This window comes from Methyloversatilis sp. MC4-4, from assembly GCF_049843555.1.
In the GTDB taxonomy this organism is placed as follows: domain Bacteria; phylum Pseudomonadota; class Gammaproteobacteria; order Burkholderiales; family Rhodocyclaceae; genus Methyloversatilis; species Methyloversatilis discipulorum_B.
The window spans coordinates 20597-34977 of record NZ_JBBHZK010000006.1 but is presented as its reverse complement, the minus strand read 5'-3'; the positions used below and the strand labels follow the sequence as shown (position 1 = coordinate 34977).

General features: G+C 67.5%; 16 protein-coding genes. 14 read left to right on the top strand and 2 right to left on the bottom strand.

Translation table 11 applies throughout. From position 1 onward, the window contains the following. Nucleotides 1-34: 34 nt before the first annotated feature. A complete protein-coding gene (locus WDZ97_RS19675; RefSeq protein ID WP_304004314.1) occupies nucleotides 35-1501 on the bottom strand; it encodes a form I ribulose bisphosphate carboxylase large subunit in 1467 nt (488 codons plus the stop codon). 377 nt (nucleotides 1502-1878) lie between these two features. Here WDZ97_RS19675 and WDZ97_RS19670 point away from each other — a divergent pair, with 377 nt between their 5' ends. Then, nucleotides 1879-2865: a LysR family transcriptional regulator gene (locus tag WDZ97_RS19670; RefSeq protein WP_425763880.1), complete on the top strand. Its 987-nt coding sequence runs from the start codon at nucleotides 1879-1881 to the stop codon at nucleotides 2863-2865. Between the two features lie 269 nt (nucleotides 2866-3134). Here the strand turns inward: WDZ97_RS19670 and WDZ97_RS19665 are convergent, their stop codons facing one another. Next, on the bottom strand, nucleotides 3135-4265 hold the full coding sequence (locus WDZ97_RS19665) for an aminotransferase class V-fold PLP-dependent enzyme (protein WP_425763879.1): 1131 nt from the start codon (nucleotides 4263-4265) through the stop codon (nucleotides 3135-3137). A 640-nt stretch (nucleotides 4266-4905) separates the two neighbouring features. Between WDZ97_RS19665 and WDZ97_RS19660 the strand changes: the two genes are divergently transcribed. The 13 genes from WDZ97_RS19660 to hypA all read left to right on the top strand — a co-directional run bounded on the left by WDZ97_RS19660 (nucleotide 4906) and on the right by hypA (nucleotide 14353). Next, nucleotides 4906-5994, top strand: coding sequence for a hydrogenase small subunit (locus WDZ97_RS19660; protein WP_425763878.1), 1089 nt, complete (start codon nucleotides 4906-4908; stop codon nucleotides 5992-5994). 78 nt (nucleotides 5995-6072) lie between these two features. Continuing rightward, a complete protein-coding gene (locus tag WDZ97_RS19655) occupies nucleotides 6073-7929 on the top strand; it encodes a nickel-dependent hydrogenase large subunit (RefSeq protein WP_425763877.1) in 1857 nt (618 codons plus the stop codon). Between the two features lie 35 nt (nucleotides 7930-7964). Continuing rightward, nucleotides 7965-8555 carry a HupE/UreJ family protein gene (locus WDZ97_RS19650; RefSeq protein ID WP_425763876.1) on the top strand — a complete coding sequence of 197 codons (591 nt, stop codon included), beginning with the start codon at nucleotides 7965-7967 and terminating at the stop codon, nucleotides 8553-8555. A gap of 25 nt (nucleotides 8556-8580) precedes the next feature. After that, the gene (gene cybH, locus WDZ97_RS19645; RefSeq protein WP_425763875.1) at nucleotides 8581-9309 is read left to right on the top strand and encodes a Ni/Fe-hydrogenase, b-type cytochrome subunit; all 729 of its coding nucleotides are present in this window, start codon (nucleotides 8581-8583) and stop codon (nucleotides 9307-9309) included. A gap of 4 nt (nucleotides 9310-9313) precedes the next feature. After that, the gene (locus WDZ97_RS19640) at nucleotides 9314-9739 is read left to right on the top strand and encodes a HigA family addiction module antitoxin (RefSeq protein ID WP_425763874.1); all 426 of its coding nucleotides are present in this window, start codon (nucleotides 9314-9316) and stop codon (nucleotides 9737-9739) included. A 24-nt stretch (nucleotides 9740-9763) separates the two neighbouring features. Beyond that, nucleotides 9764-10438: a HyaD/HybD family hydrogenase maturation endopeptidase gene (locus WDZ97_RS19635; protein WP_304006881.1), complete on the top strand. Its 675-nt coding sequence runs from the start codon at nucleotides 9764-9766 to the stop codon at nucleotides 10436-10438. A 3-nt stretch (nucleotides 10439-10441) separates the two neighbouring features. After that, a complete protein-coding gene (locus tag WDZ97_RS19630) occupies nucleotides 10442-10783 on the top strand; it encodes a HypC/HybG/HupF family hydrogenase formation chaperone (protein WP_304006883.1) in 342 nt (113 codons plus the stop codon). Next, nucleotides 10780-11274 carry a hydrogenase gene (locus WDZ97_RS19625; protein WP_425763873.1) on the top strand — a complete coding sequence of 165 codons (495 nt, stop codon included), beginning with the start codon at nucleotides 10780-10782 and terminating at the stop codon, nucleotides 11272-11274. Before WDZ97_RS19630 ends, WDZ97_RS19625 begins: the two co-directional genes overlap by 4 nt. 14 nt (nucleotides 11275-11288) lie before the next feature. Beyond that, nucleotides 11289-12164 carry a hydrogenase expression/formation C-terminal domain-containing protein gene (locus WDZ97_RS19620; RefSeq protein ID WP_425763872.1) on the top strand — a complete coding sequence of 292 codons (876 nt, stop codon included), beginning with the start codon at nucleotides 11289-11291 and terminating at the stop codon, nucleotides 12162-12164. A gap of 2 nt (nucleotides 12165-12166) precedes the next feature. Beyond that, complete coding sequence (locus tag WDZ97_RS19615) at nucleotides 12167-12388, top strand: rubredoxin (RefSeq protein WP_020162830.1); 222 nt, start codon at nucleotides 12167-12169, stop codon at nucleotides 12386-12388. A 33-nt stretch (nucleotides 12389-12421) separates the two neighbouring features. Further along, on the top strand, nucleotides 12422-12928 hold the full coding sequence (hybE, locus tag WDZ97_RS19610; RefSeq protein ID WP_425763871.1) for a [NiFe]-hydrogenase assembly chaperone HybE: 507 nt from the start codon (nucleotides 12422-12424) through the stop codon (nucleotides 12926-12928). After that, entirely contained in the window at nucleotides 12925-14016 is a 1092-nt protein-coding gene (locus tag WDZ97_RS19605; protein WP_425763870.1) for a hydrogenase formation protein, read from the top strand. The genes hybE and WDZ97_RS19605 overlap by 4 nt, the downstream gene beginning before the upstream one ends. Next, nucleotides 14009-14353, top strand: a complete 345-nt coding sequence (hypA, locus tag WDZ97_RS19600; protein ID WP_019916015.1) for a hydrogenase maturation nickel metallochaperone HypA — start codon at nucleotides 14009-14011, stop codon at nucleotides 14351-14353. Before WDZ97_RS19605 ends, hypA begins: the two co-directional genes overlap by 8 nt. The last annotated feature ends 28 nt before the right edge of the window (nucleotides 14354-14381 follow it).

The following is a 14381-nucleotide window of genomic DNA, read 5'->3' as shown; positions in this document are numbered from 1 at the left end:
CGCGAGCAAGCCCGCTCCCACAGCGGAGGGCGGATCAGACGACGGACGGCGTCGGCACGAAGTCCGAGGTGTCGGTCGAGGTGTAGTTGAAGGTGATGTCGCCCCAGGTATCGAGGGCGGCCGCCAGCGGCGTGCACCACTTGGCGGCGTCGCGCAGGATCTGCGGGCCTTCGGCCTTGATGTCGCGGCCTTCGTTGCGCGCCAGCACCATCGCTTCCAGCGCCACGCGGTTGGCGGTGGCGCCGGCCTGGATGCCCTGCGGATGGCCGATGGTGCCGCCGCCGAACTGCAGCACGACGTCATCGCCGAACAGGTCCAGCAGCTGGTGCATCTGGCCGGCGTGGATGCCGCCGGACGCCACCGGCATCACCTTGCGCAGCGCGCCCCAGTCCTGATCGAAGAAGATGCCGCGCGGCAGGTCGACCTTCGTGTGGGTGTCGCGGCACACGTTGTAGTAGCCCTGCACGGTGAGCGGGTCGCCTTCCAGCTTGCCGACGGCGGTGCCGGTGTGCAGGTGGTCGACGCCGGCCAGGCGCAGCCACTTGGCGATCACGCGGAAGCTCACGCCGTGGTTCTTCTGCCGCGTATAGGTGCCGTGACCGGCGCGGTGCATGTGCAGCACCATGTCGTTCTGGCGGCACCAGTTCGACATCGACTGGATGGCGGTCCAGCCCACCACGAGGTCGATCATGATGATGACCGAGCCCAGTTCCTTCGCGAATTCGGCGCGGCGGTACATCTCTTCCATCGTGCCGGCGGTGACGTTGAGGTAGCTGCCCTTCACCTCGCCGGTGGCGGCCGAGGCCTTGTTCACCGCGTCCATCACGAACAGGAAGCGGTCGCGCCAGTGCATGAAAGGCTGCGAGTTGATGTTCTCGTCGTCCTTCATGAAATCGAGGCCGCCCTTCAGGCCTTCGTAGACCACGCGACCGTAGTTGCGGCCGCTGAGACCCAGCTTGGGCTTGGTCGTGGCGCCCAGCAGCGGGCGGCCGAACTTGTCCAGGCGCTCGCGCTCGACCACGATGCCGGTCGGCGGGCCGGCGAAGGTCTTCACGTAGGACACCGGGAATTTCATGTCCTCGAGGCGGGCCGCCTTCAGCGGCTTGAACGAGAACACGTTGCCGATGATGGAGGCGGTCACGTTGGCGATCGAGCCTTCCTCGAACAGCGACAGGTCGTAGGCGACGTAGCAGAAATACTGGCCCGGCGTATTCGGCACCGGATCGACGCGGTAAGCCTTGGCGCGATACATGTCGCAGGCGGTCAGACGGTCGGTCCACACCACGGTCCACGTGGCGGTGCTCGACTCGCCGGCCACCGCGGCGGCAGCCTCGATCGGGTCCACGCCTTCCTGCGGCGTGATGCGGAACAGCGCCAGGATGTCGGTGTCCTTCGGCACGTAGTCGCCGTCCCAGTAGCCCATCTGCGCGTACTTCAGGACGCCGGCCGAATAGCGCTTCTTGGCGTCGGTGATCTGCTGCGGCGTGTTCATGTCGCCCATGTCTTCCTCCTGTTGGATGCGGTCGTTGGCCGGTGGGAGCCCGGCTTTCAATCCAGTCTGGGGAAGCACCATGGATAAGAAAAGTTTGTTTTTTTCCTTGTTCGATTAAGTTAGGCTTATGTTCGGTGGGGGTGCCGCAGTGGATGCTGCGTTGCCGCATCGGTCGTGTGCGCTGCAAGCGCCGCTTGCGGTGCGGCGCTCCGGCTGCAATGCGCGCTGTCGGGCGGGAGCGCTGCGGCGGCGCGTCACTGCATACATCAGCTTTTGTTTATCAATGACTTGGCATTCATGAGGCGCGTTCCCGCGGCCTCGTGACCAGGCTGGCGCGCAACTTGTAATGGTCCGGGTGTCCCTTTCCGGCCCGCAGGAGATTGCCCATGCTCAAGAACGCCACGCTACGCCAGCTCTCAGCGCTGCACGCGGTCGCCCGTCTGGGCAGCGTGTCGCGCGCGGCCAGTGAAATCCACCTGACCCAGCCGGCGGTCTCGATACAGCTCAAGCTGCTGGAAGAATCCGCCGGCACGCCCCTGCTGGAACGCGAGGGCCGCGGCATCCGCCTGACCGGCGCCGGCGAGTTGATGGCCGATTACGCGGCGCGCATTCTCGACCTGTGGCGCGAGGTGGGCGACGAAATGGCCGCCTATCGCGGCGTCGTGTCGCGCCGGCTGCGCATCGGCGTGGTCACCACCGCCGAGTATCTGGTGCCGCGCATGCTGGTGGTGTTCGCACGCGAACAGCCGAATGTCGAGGTGAAGCTCAAGGTGGGCAACCGCGACGAGATCGTGCGTCTGCTCACTTCGCAGGAAGTGGATCTGGTCATCATGGGACGGCCGCCGAAGGATCTGAAGACGGTGGCCACGCCCTTTGCCCGTCATACCATGGCCTTCGTCGCCGCACCGACGCATCCGCTGATGGCGCGCAAGCGGCTCGTGCTGCGTGACCTGGCGAAGGAGGACCTGCTGGTGCGCGAACGCGGCTCCGGCACCCGCACCACGCTGGAACAGCTGTTCCGCGAGGCGGACCTGTCGCTGCGCATCGGTTCCGAGCTGTCGAGCAACGAGGCGATCAAGCAGATGTGCGCCGCCGGCTTCGGCCTCGCCTTCATGTCGCAGCACATCTGCCGGCACGAGCTCGAGTCCGGCGAACTGGCGCTGTTGCCGGTGGCCGGCAATCCGATCGAGCGGGAGTGGTATGTGATCAGGCTGGCGTCGCGCCAGCTCACCCGCATCGGCGAGGAATTCGAACGTTTCCTGATCGATCACGGCCAGCAGCACGTGCAGGATCAGCTCAGCCGCGCACCGGGACTGGCGATGCAGGTGTGTGCGGCCGGCACCGGAGCGGACCTTCCGCCCTTGTCCGGCTAAGGCCCGTCAGTCGCCGCAACCCGGAAGTGCTTGTGTGGGGCGAGCTTGCTCGCGATGCGGCTTTGGCTCGCCGCAGACTTCGTTTCAGGCCGTAATCGCGAGCAAGCTCGCTCCCACGAATCCCGGCTCCCGCCGCCGATTGTGCGCGATCCCTGTGGGAGCGGCCTTGGCCGCGACGCAGCCACTGCAGTCCGCAGGCTTCGGTGCAGGCTGCTGTCAGGGTCAGACGACCCCGCCCACAGAACCCGACCTCGCCTGCGGCCGGGTTCTCAGCCGGCGACCTTGTCCAGCGCCGCCTTGAAGCTCTGCACGGTGCGCTCGACGTTCTGCAGCTTGTCCAGACCGAACAGGCCGACGCGGAAGGTGCGGAAGTCGGCCGGTTCGTCCACCTGCAGCGGCACGCCGGCGGCGATCTGCAGGCCTTGCGCCGTGAATTTCTTGCCCGACTGGATATCCGGATCGCTGGTGTAGCTCACCACCACGCACGGCGCCTTGAAGCCTTCGGCGGCGACGCTGTCGAAGCCCTTGGCTTCCAGCAGCGCGCGGATCTGGCGGCCCAGTTCGATCTGGTTGGCCTTCACCTTGTCGAAGCCGTAGCGCTCGGTTTCCAGCATCACGTCGCGCAGTTTCGTCAGCGCGTCGGTCGGCAGCGTCGCGTGATAGGCGTGGCCGCCGTTCTCGTAGGCTTCCATGATCTGCAGCCACTTCTTAAGGTCGGCGGCGTAGCTGGTGCTGGTGGTGCCGTCGATGCGCGCACGGGCGCGTTCGCCCAGCATGACCAGACCGGCGCAGGGCGAACCGCTCCAGCCTTTCTGCGGGGCCGACACGACGATGTCGATGCCGAGTGCGCCCATGTCCACCCACAGCGTGCCGGCGGCGATGGCGTCGACCACGAACAGGCCATCGACCTCGCGCACCGCGGCAGCGACTTCACGCAGGTAGTCGTCCGGCAGCAGCATGCCGGCCGAGGTTTCGACCTGCGGCGCGAACACCACGGCGGGCTTCTGTTCGAGGATGGCGGCGACCACTTCCTTGACCGGCGCCGGCGCGAACGCCTTCTGCGAACCCGGCTCCGGCTGGCGCGCCTTCAGCACGATCTGCTCCGACGGGATGCGGCCCATGTCGAAGATCTGCGTCCAGCGGAAGCTGAACCAGCCATTGCGGATCACCATCACCTTCTGGTCGGTGGCGAACTGGCGCGCCACGGCTTCCATGCCGAAGGTGCCGCTACCCGGCACGACGACGGCCGACTTGGCGTTGTAGACCTGCTTCAGAACGCGCGAAATGTCCTTCATGACGCCCTGGAAGGCGACAGACATGTGGTTCAGCGCACGGTCGGTATAGACGACCGAATATTCGAGCAGTCCCTCGGGATCGACATTGGGCAGAAGGCCGGACACGGTGATCTCTCCGTTTCAGTGGGGTAGACGACAGATTTGCACCCCCGCTTGTGGCGGCGGCTGGACAGAACCTGCGGGTGTTCCGGGCGGACGGGTCCGTTCGGAGGGTCGGGATTCTAATCCACTGAGGCAAGTTGCCGGTATGTCGGGTTTCCGCTGTTGCCGCCCGGGCTGCCCCCGAAAGTGGGGCGGCCGCCCCATGTCCGCGCCGGCGCCCGGGTTCCGTGGGAGGAGCCTTCCGACCGCGACAGCGGCCTGAAGCGAAGCCGGCGGACGGGCAGCGGCCCCGTCGCGGCCAAGGCCGCTCCTACGTTGGAGCGCCCGGTGGAAGCGTGCTTGCCAGACGCTGGCGGAAATCGGCAGATCTGCTTGCACCGCCGCCCGTCGACACCCCGTCGCCCCGTTCTCTCTGCGCATATCTTTTCCGATGCAGATCAATGCCTTGATCTGCATCAATATTTTTGCTGCGGCGCAGAAAATCCGGCTGGCCCGCAACTTGTTAGTAGCCACCACCCACCCGTGCGAATCGACGGTTCGTCCGAGGTGTTTCGAGGTCCGTGAGCATACGGCTCGCCGGAAACATGGCGTGCGGCGCAGGCGAGGGGCCCCAGACAACAAGAAGCACAGGAGAGAGACCAGGATGGAAACCTTCTATGAGGTGATGCGCCGGCAGGGCATCTCGCGCCGCAGTTTCCTTAAGTACTGTTCGTTGACCGCCACCTCGCTCGGCCTCGGCCCGGCCTTCGTGCCGCAGATCGCCCACGCGATGGAAACCAAGCCGCGCACCCCGGTGCTGTGGCTGCACGGGCTGGAATGTACCTGCTGTTCCGAATCCTTCATCCGCTCGGCCCACCCGCTGGCGAAGGACGTGGTGCTGTCGATGATTTCGCTCGACTACGACGACACGCTGATGGCCGCCGCCGGGCACCAGGCCGAAGCGATCCTCGAAGAGATCATGACGAAGTACAAGGGCAACTACATCCTGGCGGTCGAGGGCAACCCGCCGCTGAACCAGGATGGCATGAGCTGCATCATCGGCGGCAAGCCCTTCATCGACCAGCTCAAGCACGTCGCCAAGGACGCCAAGGCCATCATCTCCTGGGGTTCCTGTGCCAGCTGGGGCTGCGTGCAGGCGGCCAAGCCGAATCCGACGCAGGCCACGCCGGTGCACAAGGTCATCTTCGACAAGCCCATCATCAAGGTGCCGGGCTGCCCGCCGATCGCCGAGGTGATGACCGGCGTCATCACCTACATGCTCACCTTCGACCGCATCCCCGAGCTGGACCGTCAGGGCCGGCCGAAGATGTTCTACAGCCAGCGCATCCACGACAAGTGCTACCGCCGCCCGCACTTCGACGCCGGTCAGTTCGTCGAGGCCTGGGACGATGAGTCCGCGCGCAAGGGTTACTGCCTCTACAAGGTCGGCTGCAAGGGCCCGACCACCTACAACGCCTGCTCCACCGTGCGCTGGAACGAAGGCACGAGCTTCCCGATCCAGGCCGGCCACGGCTGCATCGGCTGCTCGGAAGACGGCTTCTGGGACAAGGGTTCGTTCTACGACCGCCTGACCGACATCCACCAGTTCGGCATCGAAGCCAACGCCGATCAGGTCGGCGGGACGGCTGCCGGCGTGGTCGGTGCGGCTGCGGTGGCGCACGCCGCGGTGTCGGCGATCAAGCGCGCCTCGCACAAGCACGACAACGGCTCGACGACGACCGTCGATCACTGATCGCGAACCCTGCCCCCGCGCCAGCGATGAGGGCTGGCGTCGATGAGGGCAGTCCCTGCTCCAGCAAAGGATACGAAGATGGGTGCTTACGAAACACAGGGCTTCAACATGGACAACTCGGGCCGGCGCATCGTCGTCGACCCGGTCACCCGCATCGAAGGTCACATGCGATGCGAGGTGAATGTCGACAGCAACAACGTCATCCGCAACGCAGTGTCGACCGGCACCATGTGGCGCGGCCTCGAAGTGATCCTGAAGGGCCGCGATCCGCGTGACGCCTGGGCCTTCGTCGAACGCATCTGCGGCGTCTGTACCGGCTGTCACGCGCTGACCTCGGTGCGGGCGGTCGAGGACGCGCTCGGCATCAAGATTCCGCTGAACGCGCACCTGATCCGCGAAATGATGGCGAAGACGCTGCAGGTGCATGACCACGCGGTGCACTTCTACCACCTGCACGCGCTCGACTGGGTGGACGTGGTGTCGGCGCTGAAGGCCGATCCGAAGAAGACCAGCGAACTGCAGCAGATGGTGTCGCCGTCGCATCCGCTGTCCTCGCCCGGCTACTTCCGCGACATCCAGAACCGGCTGAAGAAGTTCGTCGAAAGCGGCCAGCTCGGTCCCTTCATGAACGGCTACTGGGGCAGCAAGGCCTACGTGCTGCCGCCTGAAGCCAACCTGATGGCGGTCACCCACTACCTCGAAGCCCTCGACCTGCAGAAGGAATGGGTCAAGGTGCACACCATCTTCGGCGGCAAGAACCCGCACCCGAACTACCTGGTCGGCGGTGTGCCGTGCGCCATCAACATCGACGGCGACGGCGCCGTCGGCGCCCCGATCACGATGGAACGCCTGAACTTCGTCGAGGCGCGCATCAAGGAAATGATCGAGTTCAACAACAACGTCTACATCCCGGACGTGCTCGCCATCGGCACGATCTACAAGCAGGCCGGCTGGCTGTACGGCGGCGGTCTGGCGGCGACCAACGTGGCCGACTACGGCACCTACGAGAAGGTGCCGTACGACCACAGCACGCATCAGCTGCCGGGCGGCGTCATCCTCAACGGCAACTGGGACGAGATCCACGAAATCGACCCGCGCGACCCGGAGCAGGTGCAGGAGTTCGTCAATCACAGCTGGTACAAGTACGCCGACGAATCCAAGGGCCTGCACCCGTGGGACGGCGTGACCGAACCGAACTACGAGCTCGGCGCCAAGACCAAGGGCACGCGCACCAACATCGAGGAGATCGACGAGAGCGCCAAGTACTCGTGGATCAAGTCGCCGCGCTGGCGCGGCCACGCGGTCGAGGTCGGCCCGCTGTCGCGCTACATCCTCGGCTACGCGCACGCCGCCAAGGGCAACAAGTGGTGCCAGCGCGTGAAGCAGCAGATCGACGAGTCGGCGGTGGCGATCAACAGCGCCATCCCGAAGGCGCTCGGCCTGCCGGAGACGAACTTCAGCGCCAAGCAGCTGCTGCCCACCACCATCGGCCGCACGCTGGCGCGCGCACTGGAAAGCCAGTACGCCGCCGAAATGATGATGGACGACTACAAGCAGCTGATCGGCAACATCAAGGCGGGCGACACCAGCACCGCCAACGTCGAGAAGTGGGACCCGAAGACCTGGCCGAAGGAAGCCAAGGGCGTGGGCACCGTCGCCGCGCCGCGCGGCATGCTGGGCCACTGGATCCGCATCAAGGACGGCCGCATCGAGAACTACCAGTGCGTCGTGCCGACCACCTGGAACGGCAGTCCGCGTGACACCAAGGGCCAGATCGGCGCCTTCGAGGCCAGCCTGATGAACACGCCGATGGTGAATCCGGAACAGCCGGTCGAGATCCTGCGCACGCTGCACTCGTTCGACCCCTGCCTCGCCTGCTCTACGCACGTGATGAGCGAGGACGGCCAGGAACTGACCACGGTGAAGGTGCGCTGAAGCGCGCCCACGACATAACGAAATCAGGAGGAAACATGAATACGTCCCTCGTTCGCCGCGCCTCCGTCGCGGCCGCCCTGGCGCTGGCAGCCGGTGTCGCCCAGGCGCATGAAGGTCACGGCGCACACGGCCTGGCCGCAGGCCTGGCGCATCCCTTCGCCGGCCTTGATCACCTGCTGGCGATGATCGCCGTCGGTCTCTGGTCGGCCGCCGTGCTGCCCGCCGCACAACGCCTGGCCGGCCCGGCCTTCTTCCTGCTCGCGCTGCTGGCCGGTGCCTTCGTCGGCGTGCAGACGGGTGCCGGCGTCTACATCGAAGCCGGTGTCGCGCTCAGCGTCGCGCTGTTCGGCGCGCTGCTGCTGGCGCGCCGCCAGCTGCCCGCAGTGGCTGGCTTCGCGCTGATCGCCGCCGCCGGTGCGCTGCACGGCGTCGCGCACGGCGCCGAGTGGGCGGAGGGTTCGTCCTTCGCCGCCTACGCCGCCGGCTTCGTGCTCGGCTCGGCGCTGCTGCACGCCGCCGGTCTGATCGCCGGCAGCTGGCTGGCGCGTGTGCCGGCCTGGGTCTGGCGCGTGCAGGCGGCAGGGGTCGGTGCTGCCGGCCTGTTCATGTTCGCGTCGCGCATCTGAAGCACCCAACCGCGGGAGACGACAGATGTCCGCAACTACTGAAAAGCTGTCCCACGCCACCGGCATCGACGAGGGGGCGGTTGCCCACGGCCGCTCGATCAAGTCGGTCTACGTGTATGAGGCGCCGGTGCGCGTGTGGCACTGGGTCAACGCGCTGGCGATCACGGTGCTCGCGCTGACCGGCTACTTCATCGGCTCGCCGCTGCCGACGCAGCCGGGCGAGGCCAGCGCCAACTACCTGATGGGCTACATCCGCTTCGCCCACTTCGCGGCCGGCTACGTGCTGGCGGTCGGTCTGCTTGGCCGCACCTACTGGGCCATCGTCGGCAACCACCACGCACGCGAACTGTACTGGGTGCCGCTGCTGACCAAGGCCTACTGGGTCGAGGTGCTCGGCATGCTGAAGTGGTATGCCTTCGTCAGCCCGCGGCCGGGCCGCTACGTTGGCCACAACCCGCTGGCGCGTTTCGCGATGTTCTTCGGCTACCTGCTGCTCACGCTGTTCATGATCTGCACCGGCTTCGCGTTGTACGGCGAAGGCGCGCAGATGGGATCGTGGCAGGACCTGATGTTCGGCTGGGTCATTCCGCTGTTCGGCCAGTCGCAGGACGTGCATACCTGGCATCACCTCGGCATGTGGGGGCTCATCGTGTTCATCATCCTGCATGTCTATGCGGCCATCCGCGAAGACATCATGGGTCGCTCCAGCGTGGTGAGCACGATGATTTCCGGCCACCGCACCTTCAAGGACTGAGGCCATGTCCGCCGCCACCTCGCTTGCAGCCAGCACCGCAGCGGCGGACACGCCCACCGCCTCCTCGCGCGAAAGAAGGCTCGTTGTGCACCCCTTGCGTCCCGGACGGTCACCCCTGCAACGCGTACCCGCCGGCATTCCGGTGCGTGCGCCGTGGCATCCGGGACGATTTCTTTCCCGCAATTTCCTCGAACCGCTCGGCATGTCGCAGAGCGAAGCCGCCCGCGCGCTCGGCATGTCGCGCCGCCGTCTGCACGAGATCGTGCACGGCCAGCGCGCGATGACGCCTGACACCGCCATCCGCTGCGCTCTGCTGTTCGGCACCGACGCCGCCTTCTGGCTGGCGCTGCAGTCCGCCTGGGACAGCTTCCACGCCTGGAAGGCGCTGCGCGCCACGCCTCACGCCACGCTTCCGCGCGGCGCTCACTGATTTTTTCCGAAGGAAGGTCCGACCATGAACCCGAATCCGTCCGGATGCAGCTGTCACCCTCCCCGTGACAGCATCGTCGTGCTCGGCATCGGCAATGTGCTGTGGGCTGATGAAGGCTTCGGCGTGCGCTGCGTCGAAGCGCTGCAGCAGCGCGTCGAGTTCGACGAAGGCGCCGGCGACGCCCCGGAGGTGCAGCTGATCGACGGTGGCACGCAGGGGCTCTACCTCGTGCAGCACGTGCAGGCGGCCGACTGCCTGCTCATCTTCGACGCCATCGACTACGGCCTCGAGCCGGGCACGCTCAAGTGCATCGCCAACGACGACGTGCCGCGCTTCATGGGCGCGAAGAAGATGAGCCTGCACCAGACCGGTTTCCAGGAGGTGCTGATGCTGGCACAGCTGACCGGCCAGTACCCGCGCGAAGTGCTGTTGATCGGTTGTCAGCCGGAAGAGCTGGAGGACTACGGCGGCAGCCTGCGGCCGTCGGTGCGCCGGGCGATGGACGACGCGCTGGCGCTCGGCCTGGACACGCTGCGCCGCTGGGGCGCGCGGCCGGTGCCGCGCACCACGCCGCTGACCGAGCGCGAGTGCATCACCTTCGCCGAACTCGAACTGACGCGCTACGAAGGCGAACGTCCGCCGGAAGAGCTCGCCTGCCGCAGCGGTGACGCCCGCTTCTTTCCTTCGCTGGAGGGCTGAGCCGTGTGTCTGGGCATACCGATGCAGGTGATGGCCCTCGAACCGGGTCACGCGCGCTGCGTGGGCCGGCTCGGTCTGCGCCGCGTGCGCACTGCGCTGGTCGGCGATGTGGCGGTCGGTGACTGGCTGCTGGTCTTCCTCGACAGCGCGCAGGAACGCATTACGGTCGAGCGGGCGCAGGAGATCGACGCCACGCTGGACCTGATCGAATCCGTCATGCAGGGCGAGGCCGGTGACGGCGCTGCCGCCTTCGCACTGCCGTCGGCAATGAGCAGCGAACAACTGCGGGCGCTGTCCGGCGCCCGTGCGGACACGCAGGACAACACGCAGGGAGAAATCGCATGAGCATCGAAGCCGCATCATCCGAAGCGGTCGTCACACTGCCGGTCGCCGCGCCGGCCCTTGTGTCGCCGCTGATCGACCGCCTGGTCAGCGCGCACGGCGCGACCTGGCTCACCGCCGACAACGTCGCCGACTGGGCGGCCGGTGGTGGCGACCGCGTCATCCTGCTGGCCGGCGACCCGGTGCGCTTCCCGGAAGCGCTCGACGTCGCCGTGGTGCTGCCCGAACTGCGCCAGCACTTCGCGCAGCGCTTCGCCGTCGGCGTCGCCACCCGCGAACACGAGGACGCGATCGCCAAGCGCTACGGCTCGATCCGCTGGCCGGCGCTGGTGTTCGTGCGCGACGGCGAGTACGTCACCGTGCTGTCCGGCATGCTCGACTGGGATGTCTATGTCGAGCGCGTCGCCGAAGCGCTGGCGATGCCTGTGTCGCGCGCACCCACCATCGGCATTCCGGTGCGCAATGGCAGCGCATCCGATTCTTCCTGTCACTGAGCGGAGTACGGCACGTGAAAGAGTTTCCCGCATTTCCCATTCCGGTCGCCGTCATCGGCCCCGGCACCCAGGTCGAAGACGAAACGCTGCAGTACATCAACATGCCGCAGGGCATGGAAACCTTCCGCCCGCCCGTCCTGCCCGAGCCGGAAGAGCTGGTTGGTCACGAACAGGCGCATCTGGCGCTGCGTGACGTGCTGGCCTGCCTCGACGCGACCCGCGGCGACGGCCGCAACCGCAGCATCGACCTGACCCGGCTGCCGGCCGAAGACCTGAAGCTGATCAACCAGGTCATGGGCGAGGGCGAGGTCAGCGCACAGGTGCGCACCGAAGGCGATGCCGCCCACCACGTGGCGGTGCAGGAGTCGGTGTTCGCCGGCGTCTGGCGCGTCATCGTCAGCGACAACGGCAGCGTCCAGTCCGACACGATAGAGGTGGGCGCCATTCCGCAGGTGCTGCGCACTTCGGCTGCCGACGATCTGTGGTTCACCGTGCCGCGCTGGCAGGGCGCGCTGCCGCCCAATGTGCAGAACGCGCCGGCGCTGCTGGCCGAGATCGAGGACCAGTGGCGCGGCTGGAAGCCGGGCAAGCCGGCGCATGTGGTGAATCTGACGCTGCTGCCGATGTCGAACGAGGACATCGGTTTCATGGACCACCACCTCGGCACCGGGCGCGTGCTCATCCTGTCGCGCGGCTACGGCAACTGCCGCATCACCAACACGCGCGTGCCCAACACCTGGCGCGTCGTCTATTACAACTCGCAGGACGTGGTCATCCTGAACACGGTCGAAGTCACCGCGCTGCCGGAAGTCGCGATGGCGGCGAAGGAAGACCTGGAGGACTCGTTCGAGCGGCTGACCGAAGTGCTGGCCTGGGTGGAAGGCGACTGATCATGTCGGCCAATGTGCGTTTCGAAGGCAGCTATCTCGGCGATGCCGGCAAGTTGCCGGACAATGCGAAACTCGAATGCAAGATCTGCTGGTGGGTGTACGACCCACAGCAGGGCGACCCGGTGTGGCAGATCGCGCCGGGCACCGCATTCACCGACCTGCCGCCGCACTGGCGCTGCCCGCAGTGCGACGGCGACGCCGACCAGTTCATGGTGATCGACTGAGGTTGATCGCCTCACCGCACCTGAGCGACCGACATGACCACCGACCCGATGCTCGCCTACCGCATCAGCGCCCTCGAAGCGCTGTTCCGTCAGATCGCCGACACCCGCATGGCCGGGCTGCCGATCATGAACGCGGCGCTGCGCGTCGAGGTGGTGGGTTTCGAGCTGTGCCCGTCGGAGCCCGACCTGCCGGCGGCAGCCAGCGGCGTGCTGGTGACGCCGTGGTTCATGAATCTGGTGCGTCTGCCGCTGGCGCGCGAGGACGATCTCGGGCGTGTCGGCGTCACGCGCCGGCTGGCGGTCGGGCGCGAGCGCTTCGACTTCATCGGCGCGCACGAAGCCGCCATCGGCACCTTCGACGCCTGTTCGCTGTTCTCGCCGATGTTCGATTTCGCGTCGCAGGACACCGCCGTCGCCACCGCGCAGGCGGTGCTGGCACGACTGCGCGAACCCTTGCCCAACGTGGCGAAGGATGCGGCGGAGCAGCCGGAACGACCGGCCCGCCGTGGCTTCCTGTTCGGGCGGAGCCGCACGCCATGATGTCGCACGACACACTGGCCGGCATGCTGCGCGTGCAGCCGGGTGCTCCGCGCCCGGCCGCGCTGAGCGGCCAGCGTCCGGACTGGGCGGCACGGCTGGCCGTCGGTCGCCCGGCGCAATCGCTGCCCGACCTGCTCGGCGCCGTGTTCAGCCTGTGCAGCCACGCGCACCGGCTGTGTGCCCGGGCTGCGGTCGACGCCGCGCTCGGCGTCGATGCGCCGCTGCCGGACACCTTGCGCGGCGAAACGCTGCGCGAACACCTGCGCCGCGTCCTGCTCGACTGGCCAGCACTGCTGACGGCCGGGCCGTCGGCCGACGCAGCGTGCGCGCTGGCCGCCTGCCCCGTGCTGCGCGCCGACGGCCGTGACGCCGCGTGTGCCGCCAGCATGCCGGACTGGATCGAACGCCATCTGCTCGGCGTCGCACCGGCCCGCTGGCTGGCCGCCTTCGAGCGCGCGCCGCAGCAGGCCTTTGCCGACTGGCGCGAGGCGGGCCAGACCTGGCTCGCCCGCGGGCTGCGCGACAGCGCCGCGCTGGCCGATGCACCGCTCGCCGCGGCGCCGGCGCTGCATGTGCATGGCAGTGAGACGGCGCTGCGCGCACTGGCCGCCGCGATGACGCAGGACCCCGCCTTCACCCGTCGTCCGCGCATCGACGGTGCCTGTGCCGAAACCGGGTGCTGGACGCGTCTGGCCGACGCTGCGCAGCCCCGCTCGGCCTCCGATCGCTTCGCGGCGCGGCTGGCCGAACTGGTGCGTCTCGCGCTGTCGGGCGGCGAAGGCCATCTGCGCAGCGGCCGTATCGCGCTGGCGCCGGGCGAGGGGCTGGCCTGGGCGGAGATGGCGCGCGGCCTGCTCGTCCACTACGTGCGGCTGGATGGTCGCGGCGACGAGGCGCGCATCGACGCCTGTCACGTGCTGGCGCCGACCGAATGGAATTTCGATGCCGAAGGTGCGGTGGCTGCCGCACTCGAAAAGCTGGACCCGGCGGCGCCCGATTGCACGCGCCGTGTCGCGCTGCTGATGGCCGCGTACGACCCCTGCGTGCGCTACGAGATGGCAGGCCGGCAGGAGGTGTCCCATGCATGAAGCCAGCCTGGCCGGCGGCATCCTGCAGCTGGTCGAGCGCACTGCCGAGCGCGAGCGCTTCGCCCGCGTCACGCATCTGCGGCTGGAGGCGGGCCAGCTCGCCGGCGTCGAGTCGCGCGCACTGCGCTTCGCGCTCGAAGCCATCGCCCCCGGCACGCTGCTCGACGGCGCGCGCATCGATATCGACGAACCACCGGGCGAAGCCTGGTGCATGGACTGCAGCCTCACCGTGCAGATCGCGCAGCGCGGCGACGCCTGCGCGCACTGCGGCGGCTACCGGTTGCAGCCGACCGGCGGCACCGAACTGAAGGTGATCGACATGCAGGTAGAGGACTGAGAGCTGGTCTGGATTCTGTAGGAGCGGT

Coding starts and splice junctions, on each gene's coding strand:
- WDZ97_RS19605 (WP_425763870.1), top strand. CDS start 12,925: ATGATGTCGCACGACACACTGGCCGGCATGCTGCGCGTGCAGCCGGGT.
- WDZ97_RS19635 (WP_304006881.1), top strand. CDS start 9,764: ATGAACCCGAATCCGTCCGGATGCAGCTGTCACCCTCCCCGTGACAGC.
- WDZ97_RS19655 (WP_425763877.1), top strand. CDS start 6,073: ATGGGTGCTTACGAAACACAGGGCTTCAACATGGACAACTCGGGCCGG.
- hypA (WP_019916015.1), top strand. CDS start 14,009: ATGCATGAAGCCAGCCTGGCCGGCGGCATCCTGCAGCTGGTCGAGCGC.
- WDZ97_RS19660 (WP_425763878.1), top strand. CDS start 4,906: ATGGAAACCTTCTATGAGGTGATGCGCCGGCAGGGCATCTCGCGCCGC.
- WDZ97_RS19640 (WP_425763874.1), top strand. CDS start 9,314: ATGTCCGCCGCCACCTCGCTTGCAGCCAGCACCGCAGCGGCGGACACG.
- cybH (WP_425763875.1), top strand. CDS start 8,581: ATGTCCGCAACTACTGAAAAGCTGTCCCACGCCACCGGCATCGACGAG.
- hybE (WP_425763871.1), top strand. CDS start 12,422: ATGACCACCGACCCGATGCTCGCCTACCGCATCAGCGCCCTCGAAGCG.
- WDZ97_RS19670 (WP_425763880.1), top strand. CDS start 1,879: ATGCTCAAGAACGCCACGCTACGCCAGCTCTCAGCGCTGCACGCGGTC.
- WDZ97_RS19675 (WP_304004314.1), bottom strand. CDS start 1,501: ATGGGCGACATGAACACGCCGCAGCAGATCACCGACGCCAAGAAGCGC.
- WDZ97_RS19625 (WP_425763873.1), top strand. CDS start 10,780: ATGAGCATCGAAGCCGCATCATCCGAAGCGGTCGTCACACTGCCGGTC.
- WDZ97_RS19615 (WP_020162830.1), top strand. CDS start 12,167: ATGTCGGCCAATGTGCGTTTCGAAGGCAGCTATCTCGGCGATGCCGGC.
- WDZ97_RS19650 (WP_425763876.1), top strand. CDS start 7,965: ATGAATACGTCCCTCGTTCGCCGCGCCTCCGTCGCGGCCGCCCTGGCG.